We start from the raw sequence: 18589 nt of genomic DNA, 5'->3' as shown, positions 1-18589 counted from the left end.
TCACCCTGGTCGAGCGTCACACCCGCTACGTCCTGCTCGGACATCTGCCCGGCGGACACACCCGAGAATCCGCCCCCTCCCGGGGCCGTCGGCGTTCCCCCGTGGCGCCATGGGCCTTTAGGTTCGCCCAAGCACCAGCTTTAGGGACCGTGGTCAAGCTCGTCAATGGCGTAGCAAGACTCCCGAGAGGCGTGGGGACGCGATGACTACCAAGGCCCGGCCCGATCACCCCGGCGACGCGATCGCGATCATCGGAATCGCCTGCCGGCTGCCCCAGGCGCCCGACCCCGAAGCGTTCTGGCGGCTGCTCGCCGAGGGCACCAGCGCGCTGACCGACACCCCGCCGGGACGCTGGGACGTGCCCGGCGCTCCCCCGCGCGGCGGCTTCCTCGACGGCCTCGACCGGTTCGACCCGGCCTTCTTCGGCATCTCCCCGCGCGAGGCCGGCGCGATGGACCCCCAGCAGCGGCTGGCCCTGGAACTGGCCTGGGAGGCCCTGGAGGACGCCCGGGTGCTGCCCGCGGACCTCGACGGCGGCCGCGCCGGCGTGTGGATCGGCGCGACCTGGGACGACTACGCCAAGCTCGCCGCCGGCCACGCCGTCACCCAGCACACCATCACCGGGTCGAACCGGGCGATCATCGCCAACCGGGTGTCGTACTTCCTCGGCCTGCACGGGCCGAGCCTGACCGTCGACACCGCCCAGTCCTCGTCGCTGGTCGCCGTCCATCTGGCGTGCGAGGCCCTGCGGTCGGGCGAGACGACCCTCGCGCTGGCCGGCGGGGTGAACCTCAACCTGTCGCCCGACAGCGCCCTGGCGACCGCCAGGTTCGGCGGCCTGTCCCCCGACGGGCGGTGCCACACCTTCGACTCCCGCGCCAACGGCTATGTGCGCGGCGAGGGCGGCGGGCTGGTCGTGCTGAAGCGCCTCGACCGGGCGCTGGCCGACGGCGACCGGATCCAGGCCGTCATCCGGGGCAGCGCCGTCAACAACGACGGCCGCACCGGCGGGCTCACCGTGCCCAGCCCCGACGCGCAGGCCGAGGTGCTGCGCGCGGCCTACGAGCGGGCCGGGGTCGGCCCCGCCGACGTCCAGTACGTCGAGCTGCACGGCACCGGGACCCGGCTGGGCGACCCGATCGAGGCCGCCGCGCTCGGCGCCGCCCTCGGGACGCACCGCCCGCCGCGGGAGCCGCTGCCAGTCGGATCGGTGAAGACCAACGTGGGCCATCTGGAGGCCGCCGCCGGGATCACCGGCCTGATCAAGACGGTGCTGGCGCTGCGGCACCGGCTGCTGCCCGCCAGCCTCAACTTCGCCTCACCGCCCGCCACGATCCCGCTGGAGGAGCTGAACCTGCGCGTCCAGCAGGAGGCCGGGCCCTGGCCCTTCCCCGGCAGGCCGCTGCTGGCCGGGGTCAGCTCGTTCGGGATGGGCGGGACCAACTGCCATGTCGTGCTGGCCGAGGGCGTCGCGGAGCCTGAGCCCGAGCCGGTGGACGCGCCGGAGGGGACGGTACCGCTGCTGCTGTCGGCCGTCTCCGAGGCCGCGCTGCGCGGCCAGGCGGGGCGGCTGCTGGACCGGCTCGGCTCGGCTCCGGCGCCCGCGATCGCCGACGTCGCCCGGTCGCTGGCCACCACCCGCACGAGCTTCACCCGGCGGGCCGCCGTCGTGGGCGCCGACCGGGACCGGCTGCTCGCCGGGCTGGCGGCCCTCGCCGCCGGGAGACCGTCACCGGAGGTCAACCGCGGCCAGGCCGGGCCCGCCAAGGTCGCCTTCCTGTTCTCCGGGCAGGGCTCCCAGCGCGCGGGCATGGGCCGCGAGCTCGCCGCCGAGGTGCCCGCCTTCGCCGAGGAGCTCGACGCCGTCCTCACCCACCTCGACCCGGGCCTCAAGGCGCTGCTGTTCGCCGAGCCCGGCTCCGAGGCGGCCGAGCGGCTGAACGAGACCGCGGTCACCCAGACCGCGCTGTTCGCGATCGAGGTCGCCCTGTTCCGGCTCCTCGAACGGTGGGGCGTCGTCCCCGATCTGCTCATCGGCCACTCCGTCGGCGAGATCGCCGCCGCGCACGTCAGCGGGGTGCTGTCGCCGGCCGACGCCGCCGCGCTGGTGACCGCGCGCGGCCGGCTCATGCAGTCGGCGCGCTCGGACGGGGCGATGCTGTCGGTCGAGGCCGCCGAGGACGCCGTACGGCCCGACCTGGCCGCCTACGCCGGCCGGGTCTCGGTCGCGGCCGTCAACGGGCCCGCCGCCACCGTCGTGTCGGGTGACATCGACGCCGTCCTGGAGCTGGGCGCGCTGTGGGCCGGGCGCGGGCACCGGACCCGCCGGCTGAAGGTCAGCCATGCCTTCCACTCCCCTCACATGAACGGCGTCCTGGAGGAGTTCCGGGCCGTCGCCGAAGGGCTCGCCTACGGTGAACCGCGCCTGCCCGTGGTCTCCAACGTGACCGGCGCCCTCGCCGCACCGGGGCTGCTCGGCTCCGCCGACTACTGGGTGCGGCACGTGCGCGCGCCCGTCCGGTTCCACGACGGGGTGCGGGCGCTGCTGGCCGCGGACGCCTCGGTGTTCGTCGAGATCGGGCCCGACGCCGTCCTCAGCGGACTCACCCGCACCGCGACCGGCGGCGGCCGGACGATCATCCCGCTGCTGCGCCGCGACCGGCCGGAGCCCGCGACCCTCCTGACCGCGCTGTCCCGGCTGCACACCCGGGGCGTGTCACCCTCCTGGGACCTGATCCTTCCCGGCCGGGTCGTCGACCTGCCGACCTACGCCTTCGACCGCAGCGTCCACTGGCTCGGCGACCCCGCGCCCGCCCGTACCGCGCCGGCGGCCGAGCCGGTCGCGGTCGATCCCGCGGCGCCCCCGGCCGCCGGGGAGGCCGCCGAGGTGGAGGCCACCGTGAGGGCCGAGGTCGCCGCGATCCTGGGGCACGCCGACCCCGGAGCGGTCGACGACGCGCTGACGTTCAAGGACCTCGGATTCGACTCGCTGATGGGGGTGGAGCTCAGCGAACGGCTCACCGAGTCCCTCGGCGTGCCGCTGGCCGACACCCTCGTCTACGATCATCCGACCCCGGCCGCGCTCACCCGCCACCTGCTGGAGACGCCGCCCGCCGCCGTCACGCGGACGGTGCGGACGAGCCACGACGAGCCGATCGCCGTCATCGGGATCGGCTGCCGCTACCCCGGCGGGGTCGCCTCGCCGGAGGACCTGTGGAACCTGGTCGCCTCGGGAGCCGACGCCATCGGCGGTTTCCCCGACGACCGGGGCTGGAACCTCGAGGACCTCTACGACCCCGACCCGGACGTCCCGGGGACCACCTACGCCAGGGGCGGCGGCTTCCTGCGCGACGTCGCCGGGTTCGATGCCGCGTTCTTCGGCATCTCCCCGCGCGAGGCCGCCGCGATGGACCCCCAGCAGCGGCTGCTGCTGGAGACCGCGTGGGAGAGCGTCGAGCGGGCCGGTCTCGATCCGCGCGGCCTGACCGGCGGCCCCACCGGGGTGTTCGTCGGCGCGACCGCGCAGGACTACGGGCCCCGGCTGCACGAGCCCGGCGGCGGCCTGGACGGCTACCTGCTGACCGGCGGCACGACCAGCGTCGCCTCCGGCCGCATCGCCTACGCGCTCGGCCTGGAGGGCCCGGCCATCACCGTCGACACCGCCTGCTCGTCCTCGCTGGTCGCCCTGCACCTGGCGGCGCGGTCGCTGCGGTCCGGTGAATGCGACCTGGCGCTGGCGGGCGGCGCGACGGTCCTGTCGACGCCCGGCATGTTCGTGGAGTTCAGCCGCCAGCGCGGACTGTCCGCCGACGGACGCTGCCGCGCCTTCTCCGCCGACGCCGACGGCACCGGCTGGGCCGAGGGCGTCGGCATGCTCCTGCTGGAACGCCTGCCCGACGCCCTGCGCAACGGCCACCGGGTGCTCGGCGTCATCCGCGGTTCGGCGATCAACCAGGACGGCGCCAGCAACGGCCTCACCGCGCCGAGCGGCCGCGCCCAGCAGCGCGTCATCGCCGGCGCCCTGGCCGACGCCGGCCTGCGCCCGCAGGACATCGACGCCGTCGAGGCCCACGGCACCGGCACCACCCTCGGCGACCCCATCGAGGCCACCGCCCTCCAGACCGCCTACGGCGCGGGCGACACCCCCCTGTGGCTGGGCTCGCTCAAATCGAACATCGGTCACGCCCAGGCCGCGGCGGGCGTCGGCGGCGTCATTAAAATGATCATGGCTCTGCGGCACGAGACGCTCCCCGCGACCCTCCACGCCCAGAGCCCGACCCCCCGCATCGACTGGGGATCCGGCCGGCTGCGGCTCCTCACCGAGCCCGCGCCCTGGCCCCACGACGCCGAACGTCCGCGCCGGGCCGCCGTCTCCTCCTTCGGCATCAGCGGCACCAACGCCCACCTGATCCTCGAACAGCCGCCCGCCGAACGGCCGGCGCCGCAGGCGGAGGAGCCCGGGAGCACGCCGCCCGTCGCCCTGGTCCTGTCCGGGGCGGGCGAGGACGGCCTGCGGGCCCAGGCCGGACGGCTCGCGGACCACCTGCGGGAGCGGCCCTCGGCCGCGCCCGCCTCGGTGGCCCGCGGGCTGCTGGCCAGGAGCACGTTCGGACGGCGGGCCGTCGTGGTCGGGCGGGACACCGGCGACCTCCTCGCCGGGCTGCGGGCGGTGAACCGGGGCGAGAGCGCCGCGAACGTCGTCAGCGGAGAGGCGGCCGGTTCGGCCAGGACCGTGTTCGTCTTCCCCGGGCAGGGCTCGCAGTGGACCGGGATGGCCACGGACCTGCTGGCCGCGAGCCCGGTCTTCCGCGCGGAGTTCGACGCCTGCGCCCGCGCGCTCGCCCCCCACATCGACTGGTCGCCGCACGAGGCCCTCGCCGACCCGGCGGCCCTGGACGAGGTCGACGTCGTGCAGCCGTTGCTGTTCGCGGTCATGGTGTCGCTGGCCGCCCTGTGGCGGGCGCACGGCGTGAGTCCCGACGCGGTCATCGGGCACTCCCAGGGCGAGATCGCCGCCGCCTATGTCGCGGGGGCGCTGTCGCTGGAGGACGCCGCCCGCGTCGTGGCCCTGCGCAGCAGGGCGATCACCGCGCTCGCCGGGAGCGGCGCGATGGCGTCGGTGGCGCTGCCCGCCGAGCAGGTCCGCGCCGACCTGGACGCGCGGCTGGCCGTCGCCACCGTCAACGGACCCGCCGCGACCGTGGTCTCCGGCGACCCCGAGGCGATCGAGGAGCTCCTCGCGCGGTACGAGCGGCAGGGGGTGCGGGCTCGGCGGGTCCCCGTCGACTACGCTTCCCACTCCCCGCACGTGGAGGCGGTGCGGCGGCCCGTCCTCGACTCCCTCGACGGGATCACCCCCCGTCCCCCGGCCGTGCCCTTCTACTCCACCGTCACCGGCGAGCTCCTCGACAGCACCGCGCTCGACGCCGCCTACTGGTACCGCAACCTGCGCCAGACCGTCGAGTTCGAGCGGACCGTGCGGGCCGCTGCCGCCGACGGCCACACCCTGTTCGTCGAGGTCAGCCCCCATCCGATCCTGACCGGCGCCCTCCAGGACACCCTGCCGGACGCCCGCACCGCCGGCACCCTTCAGCGCGACCGGGACGGCGCCGAGCGGTTCCTGCTGTCCCTCGCCGAGGCCCGCCTGGCCGGAGCACCCGTCGACTGGTCCGCCGCGCTCCCCGATGGACCGGCCGCCGACGACCTGCCGACCTACGCCTTCCAGCGCGAACGGTTCTGGATCGACCCCGTGAACGCCGGGACGGCCGACGCGTCCGCGCTCGGGCAGAACCCCGCAGGGCACCGGTTCCTCAACGCCGCGCTCTCCCTCGCCGAGGGCGACGCGACCGTCCTGACCGGCGCTCTGTCGCTGCGCACCCACCCGTGGCTGGCCGACCACGCCGTCGCCGGGACCGTCCTGCTGCCCGGCACCGCGTTCGTCGACCTCGCCGCGCACGCCGGAGCCCGGGCCGGCGCCGGCCGGATCGAAGAGCTCACCCTGCACGCGCCGCTCGTCCTCGGCGAACAGGAGGCCGTCCAGCTCCAGGTCACCCTCGCCGTGCCCGACGAGCACGGGCGGCGCGCCGTCGCGGTCCACTCCCGGCCGGCCGGCGATCCCGAACCGCCCTGGACGCGGCACGCCACCGGCCTGCTCGCCCCGGAGCCCGCGGCGCCGGCCGTCCCGGCCGCCGCCTGGCCGCCCGCCGGGGCCCGCCGCCTCGACCTGACCGGCCTGTACGACGACCTGGCCACCCGCGGCTACGACTACGGGCCCCTCTTCCAGGGGGTCCGGGCCGCGTGGACCGCCGGTGAGGCCATCTTCGCCGACCTCGCGCTCCCCGACGACGTCGACACCACGGGGTTCGTTCTGCATCCCGCGCTCCTGGACGCGGCCCTGCACCTGACGGTGCGCGGCGCGCCGGCCGACCGGCCGCTGCTGCCCTTCTCCTGGAGCGGCGTCACCCTGGGCGCGCCCGCCGGACGCGTCCTGCGGGCGCGGATCTCCCCCTCGGGCGAGGGGATCGCCCTCCAGCTGTTCGACGGCGACGGCCGCTCCGCCGGATCGGTGTCCGGGCTGTCCCTGCGGCCCGCCGACCCCGCCTCGTTCACCACCGCGCGCGGCGGTGAACGACCCTACGCACTGTCCTGGACTCCCCTGCCCGCAGCGGCGGACGCCCCCCTCCCGCGCTGGGCCGTGCTCGACGGCGCGCCGCTGTTCGCCGACGAGCCCGTCACCGGCCTCGACGCGCTGTTCGACGATTCCGGGCGGCCGGAGTACGTGCTCGCCCCGGTCAGCACCGCCGAGGGCGACACCCTCGCCGCCACGACCGGGCCGGTCCTCGACCTGATCCAGCGCTGGCTCGCCGACGACCGCTCCGCCGACGTCCCGCTGGTGATCGTCACCCGGGACGCGGTCGCCGCCGCCCCCGACGACACCGTGCGCGGGCTCGCCGCCGCCCCGGTCTGGGGGCTGGTGCGCACCGCCCAGTCCGAGCAGCCCGGCCGGTTCGTCCTCCTCGACCTCGACGAGACCGCGACGCCCGCCGCCGTCGCGGCGGCCCTGGCCACCGGGCAGACCCAGATCGCCCTGCGCGAGGGCACCGCCCTGGTACCCCGCCTGACCCGGCCCGCCGACCCGGCGGCCGGCCACGCCCCCGCCTTCGACCCCGAAGGCACCGTCCTCATCACCGGCGGCACCGGCACGCTCGGCGGGCTCGTCGCCCGGCGCCTCGTCGCCGAGCACGGGGTGCGCCATCTGCTGCTGGCCGGACGGCGCGGCCCCGCCGCCGAAGGAGCACTCGCCCTGGAGGCCGAGCTCAGCGCGCACGGCGCCGAGGTCACCCTGGCCGCCTGCGACACCGCCGACCCCGACGCCCTCGCCGCCCTGCTGGCCGGAGTGCCCGGCGACCACCCCCTCACCGGCGTCGTCCACGCCGCCGGGATCCTCGACGACACCGTCATCACCTCACTGACGCCCGAACGCCTCGACGCCGTCCTGCGGCCCAAGGCCGACGCCGCCTGGCATCTGCACCGCCTCACCCGCGACCTGGACCTCGCCGCGTTCGTGCTGTTCTCCTCCGTCACCGGGATCATCGGCAGCCCCGGCCAGGGCAACTACACCGCCGCCAACACCTACCTCGACGCCCTCGCCCGCCACCGGGCCGCCGACGGCCTGCCCGCGCTGTCCCTGGCCTGGGGCCTGTGGGAACAGGCCAGCGGCATGACCGGCCATCTCGCCGAACAGGACCTCAGCCGCACCGCCCGCACCGGACTGCTGCCCCTGCCCACCGACGAGGCACTGCGCCAGCTCGATCTGGCGCTGGCGGGACAGGCGCCTGTCGCGGTCCCCGCACGGCTGAACCTTCCCGCGCTCCGGTCACGGGCCAGGACCCAGCAGATCGCCCCGGTGTTCGCCGAGCTGGTGCCCGCCGCCACGCCCGCAAGCGCTCCCGACTCGTGGAAGGAGAGGCTGGCCCGGCTGCCGGCCGCCGAACGCGACCGCGCCGTCCAGGAACTCGTGCGCACCGAAGTGGCCACCGTCCTCGGCCACGGCTCGCCCGGACGGGTCGAACCCGGACGATCCTTCAAAGACGTCGGCTTCGATTCCCTGACCGGCGTAGAGCTCCGCAACCGCCTGAACGTCGCCACCGGGCTGCGGCTCAGCGCGACGCTGGTGTTCGACCATCCGACCCCGACCGCGCTGGCCGCCCATCTGTCCGCCGAACTGGCCGGGACCACCCCGGCGGCGCCCACCGCCCCGGCCGTCACCGCCGACACCGGCGAGCCGATCGCCGTCGTCGCCATCGGCTGCCGCTACCCCGGCGGCGTCACCTCGCCCGAAGAGCTGTGGAACCTGGTCGCCTCCGGAACCGACACCATCGGGCCGCTCCCGGCCGACCGCGGCTGGAACCTCGACGCCCTCTACGACCCCGACCCCGACCGACCCGGCACCGCCTACACCCGCCACGGCTCGTTCCTCTACGACGCCGCCCGCTTCGACCCCGCCTTCTTCGGCATCTCGCCCCGCGAGGCCACCGCCATGGACCCCCAGCAGCGCCTCCTCCTGGAGACGGCCTGGGAGACCCTCGAACGCGCCGGAATCGACCCCACCTCCCTGCGCGGCACCCCGACCGGGGTGTTCACCGGCATCATGTACGGCGACTACGGGGCCTGGGCCGGACCCGCACCCGACAGCCTTGAGGGCTATGTCGGCAACGGCAGCCGCGGAAGCGTCGCCTCCGGACGGCTCGCCTACGTCTTCGGCCTCGAAGGCCCGGCGATCACCATCGACACCGCCTGCTCCTCCTCCCTGGTCGCGACGCACCTGGCCGCCCAGGCCCTGCGCAACGGCGAGTGCACGCTCGCCCTCGCCGGCGGCGCCGCGGTCATGGCCTCCCCCGCGACGTTCGTGGAGTTCAGCCGCCAGCGCGGTCTCTCGCCCGACGGGCGCTGCCGCTCCTTCAGCGCCGACGCCGACGGCACCGGCTGGGGCGAAGGGGTCGGCCTCCTGCTCCTGGAACGGCTGTCGGACGCCCGGCGCAACGGGCACCCCGTCCTGGCCGTCCTCAAGGGATCGGCCGTCAACCAGGACGGCGCCAGCAACGGCCTCACCGCACCCAACGGACCCTCCCAACAGCGCGTCATCCGCCAAGCCCTCGCCAACGCCGGACTCCAACCACACGAAGTGGACGCCGTCGAAGCACACGGCACCGGCACCACCCTCGGCGACCCCATCGAGGCCCAAGCACTCCTCGCCACCTACGGACAGAACCGCGAAACCCCCCTGTGGCTCGGATCCATCAAGTCCAACATCGGCCACACCCAGGCCGCCGCCGGAGTCGCCGGGATCATCAAGATGATCGGCGCGCTACGGCACGGGCTGCTGCCGCCGACCCTGCACGCCGAGGAGCCCTCGCCGCACGTCGACTGGACCGCCGGCGCCGTCCGCCTGCTGACCGAGCCGACCCCCTGGCCCGACCACGACCGGCCCCGCCGCGCCGGGATCTCCTCCTTCGGCGTCAGCGGCACCAACGCCCATGTCATCCTCGAACAGGCCCCCGCACCGGCCCCCGCGCAGCCGCCGGAACCGGCCGCCCAGGTGCCGCCGCTGATCCTGTCGGCCCGCGACGGCGCGGCGCTGCGCGAGCAGGCCGCCCGCCTCCACGAGCGGCTCAGGACCGATGCCGCGGCGGACCTGACGGCCGTCGCCCGCACCCTCGCCCTCGGGCGGGCCGCGCTCGACCACCGCGCCGTCGTCCTCGGCGAGGACCGCGACGCCCTGCTCTCCGGGCTGGCCGCGCTCGCCCGCGGCCACGAGGGCCCCGTCACCGGAGTGGCGGGCGCCTCGGCCGACCCGGTGCTCGTCTTCCCCGGCCAGGGCTCGCAGTGGGTCGGGATGGGGCTCGCCCTGGCGGTCGGCTCGCCCGTGTTCGCCGAGCACCTCGACGCCTGCGCCCGTGCCCTGGCCCCCCACACCGGGTGGGATCTGCACGAGGCGCTCGCCGACCCGGTCGCGCTGGAGCGCGTCGACGTCGTCCAGCCCGCCCTGTTCGCCGTCCAGACCGGCCTGGCCCGGCTCTGGCAGCACCACGGCGTGCGGCCCGCCGCCGTCATCGGCCACTCCCAGGGCGAGATCGCCGCCGCCTACATCGCGGGCGCGCTGTCGCTGGAAGACGCCGCCCGCGTCGTCGCCCTGCGCAGCAAGGCGATCACCGCGCTCGCCGGGACCGGCGGCATGGTCTCGGTCGCGCTGCCCGCCGCCCGGGTCGGCGAGCTGCTGACCCGCTGGGAGGGCAGGCTCGCGGTCGCGACGGTCAACAGCCCCGTCTCGACCGTCGTGTCCGGCGACGCCGGCGCGATCGAGGAGCTCCTGGCGGCGCTGGCCGCCGACGAGGTGAGGGCCCGCCGGATCCCCGTCGACTACGCCTCGCACTCGCCCCAGGTCGAGACGGTCCGTGCGGCCGTCCTGAACGCGCTCGACGGGATCGTGCCGGTGCCCTCCACGATCCCGCTGCACTCGACCGTCACCGGCCGGGTCGTCGAGGGGACCGAGCTCACCGCCGACTACTGGTACCGCAACCTGCGGCACACCGTCCGCTTCTCCGACACCGTCGCCCGGCTCCTCGCCGACGGGCACACCGCGTTCGCCGAAGCCAGCCCGCACCCGGTGCTGACGACCGCGATCCAGGAGACCGCCGACGCCACCGGAACGTCCGGCGTCACCCTCGCCACCCTGCGCAGGAACGAAGGCGACGTCACCCGGTTCCACACCGCGCTCGCCCACGCCCACGCCGCGGGCGTGCACGTGGACTGGCGGACCGTCCTCGGCACCGGACCCGCGGCCGACCTGCCCACCTACGCCTTCCAGCGCGAGGAGTTCTGGCTGCCCGCGGCGCCCGCCCCCGCGGGCGGCGTTCCCGCCGGGCAGGACTCCGCGGGCCATCCGCTGCTGACGGCCGTCGTGGAACCCGCCGGGAGCGGAGAGATCCTCTTCACCGGGACGCTGTCCACCGAGACCTCGCCCTGGCTGGCCGACCACGCCGTCCACGGCACCGTCCTGCTGCCCGGGACCGCCCATCTCGATCTGGCGCTGCACGCCGGGCGGGCCGCGGGGCTGGAGCGGGTCGAGGAGCTCATCCTCCAGGCGCCGCTGGTCCTGCCGCCGCGCGGAGAGGTCCGCGTCCAGGTGATCCTGGCCGGTCCTGACGGTTCCGGACGGCGCACCGTGGCCGTCCACTCCCGCCCGGACGAGGACGGCACCGCCCCGTGGACGCCGCACGCCACCGGCGTCCTGGCTCCCGGAGCGCCCGCCGCGCCCGCGTGGACGGGCCCGTGGCCGCCGCCCGGCGCCCGCCCCGAGCCCCTCGACGGCGCCTACGAGCGGCTCACCGACCGCGGCTACGGGTACGGGCCCGCCTTCCAGGGGCTCACCGCCCTGTGGCGGCACGGCGCCGACTCCTACGCCGAGATCGACCTTCCGGCCGGCGAGTCCGCCTTCGCGCTCCATCCGGCGCTGCTCGACGCCGCCCTGCACCCGATCGTGCTGGGCGAGGGCACCGACCCCGTCCTGCCGTTCTCGTGGACCGGCGTCGGACTGCACGCCACCGGGGCGACCCGGCTGCGGGTCCGGCTGACCGCCCTCGGAACGGACGCCTTCGCGCTGGCGGTGTTCGACCCCGCCGGATCACCCGTGCTGACCGCCGGCTCGCTGAGCGTCCGGCCCGTCAGCGCGGCGGACCTCACCGGCTCGGACGGCGACGGCGCCCTGTTCACCCTCGACTGGGTCGCGGCCAGGCCCGAGCCCGGCACCGGGACCGAGGTGGTCGTCCTGGACGGCACCGACCTCACCGCGATCGAGGACGTCCCCGACGTCGTCGCGGTCCCTGTCGCCCCCGGAGCCCCGGCCACCCTGCCGGTGCTGGACCTGCTGCACCGCTGGCTCGCCGACGACCGCTTCGCCGGATCCCGTCTGGCACTGCTGACCAGCGGCGCGGTCGCCGTCCGCGACGGCGAGGACGCCGACCCCGGCCAGGCCGAGGCCTGGGGTCTCGTCCGGGTCGCGCAGGCCGAGCATCCCGGCCGGTTCGTCCTGGCAGACGTCGAGGACTCCCCCGCCGCCCGCGCCCTGCTCCTGCCCGCCCTGCGCGGTGAGGAGCCCCAGCTGGCGCTGCGCGCCGAGGGCGTCCGCGTCCCGAGGCTCACCGCGGCCTCCCCCGCCGACGGGACCGTCCGGCCGCTCGACCCCTCGGGCACGGTCCTGATCACCGGCGCGACCGGTACGCTCGGCGCCCTGCTGGCCCGGCATCTGGTCACCGGGCACGGGATCCGCCATCTGCTCCTGGCCGGGCGGCGCGGCCCGGACGCCCCCGGCGTCGGCGACCTCCTCACCGAACTGGCCGGTCTCGGAGCGCAGGCCACGGCCGTGGCCTGCGATGTCGCCGACCGCGACGCCCTCGCCGCGCTCCTGGCCGCGATCCCCGCCGACCGGCCGCTCACCGCGGTCGTCCACGCCGCCGCCGTCCTCGACGACGCGGTCCTGACGGCCCTCACCCCCGAGCGCGCCGCCGCGGTCCTGCGGCCCAAGACCGAGGCCGCCCACCATCTGGACGCCCTCACCCGCGATCTGGACCTGTCGGCGTTCGTGCTGTTCTCCTCGATCGCCGGGACCATCGGCACCGCCGGGCAGTCCGCCTACGCGGCCGCCAACGCCCACCTGGACGCCCTGGCCCGGCACCGCAGCGTCCGGGGGCTGCCCGGACTCTCCCTGGCCTGGGGGCTGTGGGAGCAGGCCAGCGGCATGACCGGCCATCTCGCCGAGGCCGAGCTGGCCCGTCTCGCCCGGGCCGGGATCGCGCCGATGAGCACCGAACGGGCCCTGTCGCTGTTCGACGCCGCGCTGCGGCAGACCCGGCCCCAGCTCGTCCCGTTCCGCCCCGACCCGGCCGCCGCCCGGGCCGCGGGAGAGGTCCCCGCCGTGCTGCGCGGGCTCGTCCCCGCCGCCGTCCGGCGCGCCGCGGCCGCGACCGGCACCGGACGGCTCGCCGGTCTCGACCCGGCCGCCCGGGCCGAGGCCCTGCTGACCCTGGTGCGCGAGCAGGCCGGCGCGATCCTCGGCCACAGCGGATCAGGTCCCCTGCCCTCCGGCCAGGCCTTCAAGGACCTCGGATTCGACTCCCTCACCTCGGTCGAACTGCGCAACCGGCTCCAGAACGCGACCGGGCTGCGCCTGCCCGCGACCCTCGTGTTCGACCACCCCACACCCGACGCGCTGGCCGCGTTCCTGACGGCCGCCTTCGAGGGCGCGCCGAGCCAGGGCCGGACCGCGGCGGTGACTGTCGCGGCCGACGACCCGATCGCGATCGTCGGGCTCGGCTGCCGGTTCCCCGGCGGGGTCCGCGACCCCGAGGACCTGTGGCGGCTCCTGCTCGACGGCGCGGACGTGACCGGCGACTTCCCGACCGACCGCGGCTGGGACACCGACGCCCTGCACGACCCCGACCCCGACGCGCCCGGCCGCACCTACACCCGGCGCGGCGGCTTCCTGTACGACGCGGGCGCGTTCGACGCCTCGTTCTTCGGCATGAGCCCGCGCGAGGCCCTAGCCGCCGACCCCCAGCAGCGGCTGCTGCTGGAGACCGCCTGGGAGGCGATCGAGCGGGCCGGCCTCGACCCGGTCACGCTGCGCGGCAGCAGGACCGGAGTGTTCGCCGGGCTGATGGGCACCGGCTACGGCACGGGCCGCAGCGCCGCCCAGGCGGGGGTCGAGGGCTATCTGGCCACCGGGACGACCGGCAGCGTCGCCTCGGGACGCATCGCCTACGCCCTCGGCCTCGAAGGCCCCGCCATCACCGTCGACACCGCCTGCTCGTCCTCGCTGGTCGCCCTCCATCTGGCGGCGCAGGCGCTGCGCAACGGCGAATGCGACCTCGCCCTCGCCGGCGGGGTGACCGTGATGGCGACACCCGAGTTCTTCGTCGAGTTCAGCCGTCAGCGGGCACTGTCCCCCGACGGACGGTGCCGCTCCTTCTCCGCCGACGCCGACGGCGCGGGCTGGTCGGAAGGGGCGGGCGTCCTGCTGGTCGAACGGCTGTCGGACGCCCGGCGCAACGGCCATCCGATCCTGGCCGTCCTCAAGGGATCGGCCGTCAACCAGGACGGCGCCAGCAACGGCCTCACCGCACCCAACGGACCCTCCCAACAGCGCGTCATCCGCCAAGCCCTCGCCAACGCGGGCCTGAAGCCGAGCGAGGTCGACGCCGTCGAAGCACACGGCACCGGCACCACCCTCGGCGACCCCATCGAGGCCCAAGCACTCCTCGCCACCTACGGACAGAACCGCGAAACCCCGCTGTGGCTCGGATCCATCAAGTCGAACATCGGCCACACCCAGGCCGCCGCCGGAGTCGCCGGGATCATCAAGATGATCGGCGCGCTACGGCACGGGCTGCTGCCCCGCACGATCCACGCCGAGGTGCCCTCGCCGCATATCGACTGGGACAGCGGGGCCGTGCGGCTGCTCACCGAGCCCGTCCCGTGGGCCGAGAACGGGCATCCGCGCCGAGCCGGGATCTCCTCCTTCGGCATCAGCGGCACCAACGCCCATGTCATCCTCGAACAGGCGCCCGCCGCCCCGGCGCCCGAACGCGCCGAGACGCCGGACGCGCCCGTCCCCTATCTGCTGTCGGCCCGTGACGAGGGCGGCCTGCGCGACCAGGCCCGCCGTCTGCGCGACCGGCTGACGGCCGAACCGCAGACCCCGGCCGCCGACTACGGTCTCGCCCTGGCGACCACCCGGCCCCGTCTCGACCTGCGGGCCGTCCTGGTCGCCGACGGCCGCGAGGAGCTGGCGGCGGCGCTGACCGCCCTCGCCGACGGCACGCCCGCCGCCGACACCGTCCGCGGCGTCGCCGGAGGGAGGCTGGCGTTCCTGTTCTCCGGCCAGGGCAGCCAGCGGCCCGGCATGGGCCGGGAGCTCCTGGCGGCACACCCGGTCTACCGGGCGGCGTTCGAGGAGATCTGCGCGCATCTCGACCCGCATCTGGACCGGCCGCTGCGGGAGGTCGTCCTCGCCGAGGACCGCACCCTCCTGGATCAGACGGTCTTCACCCAGAGCGCCCTGTTCGCGACCGAACTGGCCCTGTTCCGGCTGCTGGAGCATCTGGGGTTGCGGCCCGACATCCTCATCGGCCACTCCATCGGCGAGCTGGCCGCCGCGCAGGCCGCCGGGGTCCTCGACCTCGCCGACGCCTGCGCCCTGGTCGCCGCCCGCGGCCGGCTGATGCAGGCGCTGCCGCCCGGCGGGGCGATGGTGTCCTTCGACGCCCCCGAAGAGGCGATCCTTCCGCTGATCGACGGGCCGGACCTCAGCATCGCCGCGGTCAACGGACCGTCCTCGACGGTCGTGTCCGGCGCCGAGGGGGCGGTCCTGGCGCTGGCGGCACGTTGGGAGGCCGACGGCGGACGGACCCGCCGGCTGAAGGTCAGCCACGCCTTCCACTCCCCGCTCATGGACCCGATGATCGCCGAGTTCGGCCGGATCGCCGACGCGCTCCCGCACCGCGAACCGCGGATCCCGCTGGTGTCGAACGTGACCGGGACCCTCGTGACCGGGCACGACCTGGGCGCGCCCGGCTACTGGGCCGAGCACGTCCGCAGGCCCGTCCGGTTCCTCGACGGGGTCCGCACGCTGCGGGAGCAGGGCGTCACGACCTTCCTTGAGGTCGGCCCCGACGCGGTGCTGACCGCGCTGGCCGCCGAGTGCCTCGCCGGGTCGGGCCCGGTCGCGCTGGTCGCGGCCCTGCGCCGCGACCGGCCTGAGAACCGCACGCTGGCCCTGGCGGTGGCGCAGGCCGCCGCGCAGGGGGCCGAACCCGACTGGACCCGGGTCTACCCGGGCGCCCGGGCTGCGGCCCTGCCGACCTACGCCTTCCAGCGCCGCCGGTTCTGGCTGGTCTCCGGGGCCGACGGCGGCGGCGCGGGCGGGCTCGGCCTGGAAAGCTCCGGCCACCCGTTGCTCGGCGCGGTCGTCGACCTCGCCGGGGACGGCGCGCTCGTCCTCACCGGCCGGGTATCGGCCCAGACCCTGCCCTGGGTGGCCGAGCACACCGTGCAGGGCCACGTCCTGCTGCCCGGCACCGCGTTCCTGGACCTGGCCGTGCACGCCGCCGACCGCACCGGCCACCGCCGCATCGAGGAGCTCACCCTGGAGCGGCCGCTCGTCCTGACCGACCGGGGCAACGCCCGGCTTCAGGTGACGGTCGCGCCCGCCGATCCCGACGGCCGCCGGACGCTGGCGATCCACTCCCGCGACTCCGACGACGCCCCGTGGGTCCGGCACGCCGCCGGAACCCTGGCCGGTGAGCCGTCCCCCGGAACCCGCCTCGCGCAGTGGCCGCCGTCCGGCGCCCGGACGCTGGACGTCGAGGAGCTCCGTGACCGGCTCAGCGACCACGGCCTGGGTCATGGTCCGTCCTTCCGCGGGCTGACCGCGGCCTGGCGCGACGAGACGGCCCGCTACGCCGAGGTCGAGCTGCCCGGCGGGCTCGACGCCGCCGCGCACGCCCTGCACCCCACCCTCCTGGACGCCGCCCTGCACCCGCTGGCCGACCAGGAGGTGGGCCTGCCGTTCTCCTGGCAGGGCGTCACCGTCCACGCCACCGGCGCGGACGCCCTGCGCGTCCGGCTCGGCGCCGACGGCTCGATCACCGCCGCCGACGCCACCGGCGCCCCGGTCCTCACCGTCGAGTCGCTGTCCGTCCGGCCGCTCACCGCGGAGCTGCCCGCCCAGGAGACCCGCGAGCCGCTCCACACCCTGACCTGGATCCCCATCGAGGCGTCCGCCGACCCCGGGATCGGCTCCGGGATGGAGGTGTTCACCCCGCCGTCGGGCGCCGACGCCGAGGCCGCCCGCTCGGCGGTCGCCGAGACCCTCGCCCGGATCCACGACCGGCTCGCCGCCGACCGTCCGGATCCCCTGGTGATCCTCACCCGCTCCGCCGTCGCCACCCACCACCACCCGGCGCCGGACAACCTGGCGGGCGCCGCCGTGCGCGGGCTCATCCGCTCCGCCCAGACCGAGAACCCCGGCCTGTTCGTCCTCCTCGACGCCGACACCGACCCCACCCCCGCCGACCTGGCCGCCGCCCTGTCCACCGGCGAACCCGAGCTCGCCCTCCACGGCGGCTCGCTGCACGCCCCCCGCCTCGCCCCCGCCGTCCTGCCGCCGGACGCCCCGGCCCTGGACGGCCTGGACGAAGGGACCGTGCTGATCACCGGCGGGACCGGCGGGCTGGGCGCCAAGGTGGCCCGCCATCTGGTCGCCGAACACGGGGTGCGGGACCTGCTGCTGGCCGCCCGGCGCGGAGAGGCCGCCGAAGGCGCCGCCGAACTGCGCGAGGAGCTCACCGGGCTGGGCGCCCGGGTGACCATCGCCGCGGTCGACGCCGCCGACGCCGACGCGCTCGCCGCGGTCCTGGACGGCCTGCCCGGCCCCCTGACCGGGGTGTTCCACGCGGCCGGGGTCCTGGACGACGCCGTCGTCGGGGCGCTCACCGCCGAACGGCTGGGCGCGGTCCTGCGGCCGAAGGCCGACGCCGCCTGGAACCTGCACAGGCTCACCCTCGGCGGCGATCTGCGGCACTTCGTGCTGTTCTCCTCGCTCGCCGGCACCCTCGGCACACCCGGCCAGGCCAACTACGCCGCCGGCAACGCCTACCTCGACGCGCTGGCCCTGCACCGGCGCGGGCTGGGACTGCCCGCCACCTCCCTGGTGTGGGGACCGTGGACGAGCGAGGGCGGCATGACCGGCACCCTCGACCGGGTCCAGCAGCAGCGCATCGCCAAGGCCGGGCTCCTGGCGCTGCCGCCCGGCCCGGCGCTCGCGCTGCTCGACGACGCGATCGCCCTGAACGCGCCGGTGGCCGTCACCGCGAAGCTGGACCTGCCGGTGCTGCGGGCCGCGGCCCGCAAGGACGAGCTCCCGCACCTCTTCCACGGCCTGGTCCGGCCCGCCGCCCGGCGCGCCGCCGGATCCGGCGGCAGGCCCGGCGCCGCCGATCTGGGCGCACGCCTGGCCGCCGCCCCGCCCGAAGAGGCCGAGCGGCTGCTGCTCGACCTGGTCCGCACCGAGGTCGCGGCGGCGCTCGGCCACTCCGGCCCGGACGACGTCGAAGTCGACCGCGGCTTCCTCGACCTCGGGTTCGACTCGCTCACCGCCGTCGAACTCCGCAACCGGGTCGGCGCGGTCCTCGGGCTGCGCCTGCCCGCCACCCTCCTGTTCGACCACCCGACCCCGGCCTCGCTGGCCGCCCGGCTGCTCATCGAGGCCGGAATCACCGCCGTCGGCGGAGCCCCGCCGGCGTTCGCCGATCTGGACCGGCTGGAAGGAGCCCTGCCCGCCGCCGACGGCGACCGGGCCCTGCTCGCCGACCGGCTCCAAGCCCTCCTGGACCGGCTCCGCCCCGGCGGACGGAGCGAGGAGGAGATCACCGAACGCCTCACCGAGGCCAGCGACGACGAGATCTTCGACTTCATCGACAACGAGCTCGGCACGGTCTGAACGGCCGCCGACACCGGCCATCGCGCACATCGA

Annotated in this window: 1 protein-coding gene; it reads left to right on the top strand. The window is 76.1% G+C overall.

What is annotated here, in order from left to right; all coding sequences use genetic code 11:
- Positions 1-202: 202 nt before the first annotated feature.
- A complete protein-coding gene (locus LO762_RS21475) occupies positions 203-18556 on the top strand; it encodes a type I polyketide synthase (protein WP_230617649.1) in 18354 nt (6117 codons plus the stop codon).
- Positions 18557-18589 lie beyond the last annotated feature (33 nt).

This window comes from Actinocorallia sp. API 0066, assembly GCF_020991275.1.
In the GTDB taxonomy this organism is placed as follows: domain Bacteria; phylum Actinomycetota; class Actinomycetes; order Streptosporangiales; family Streptosporangiaceae; genus Actinocorallia.
This window is presented reverse-complemented; position numbering and strand designations above follow the sequence as displayed.

Coding starts and splice junctions, on each gene's coding strand:
- LO762_RS21475 (WP_230617649.1), top strand. CDS start 203: ATGACTACCAAGGCCCGGCCCGATCACCCCGGCGACGCGATCGCGATC.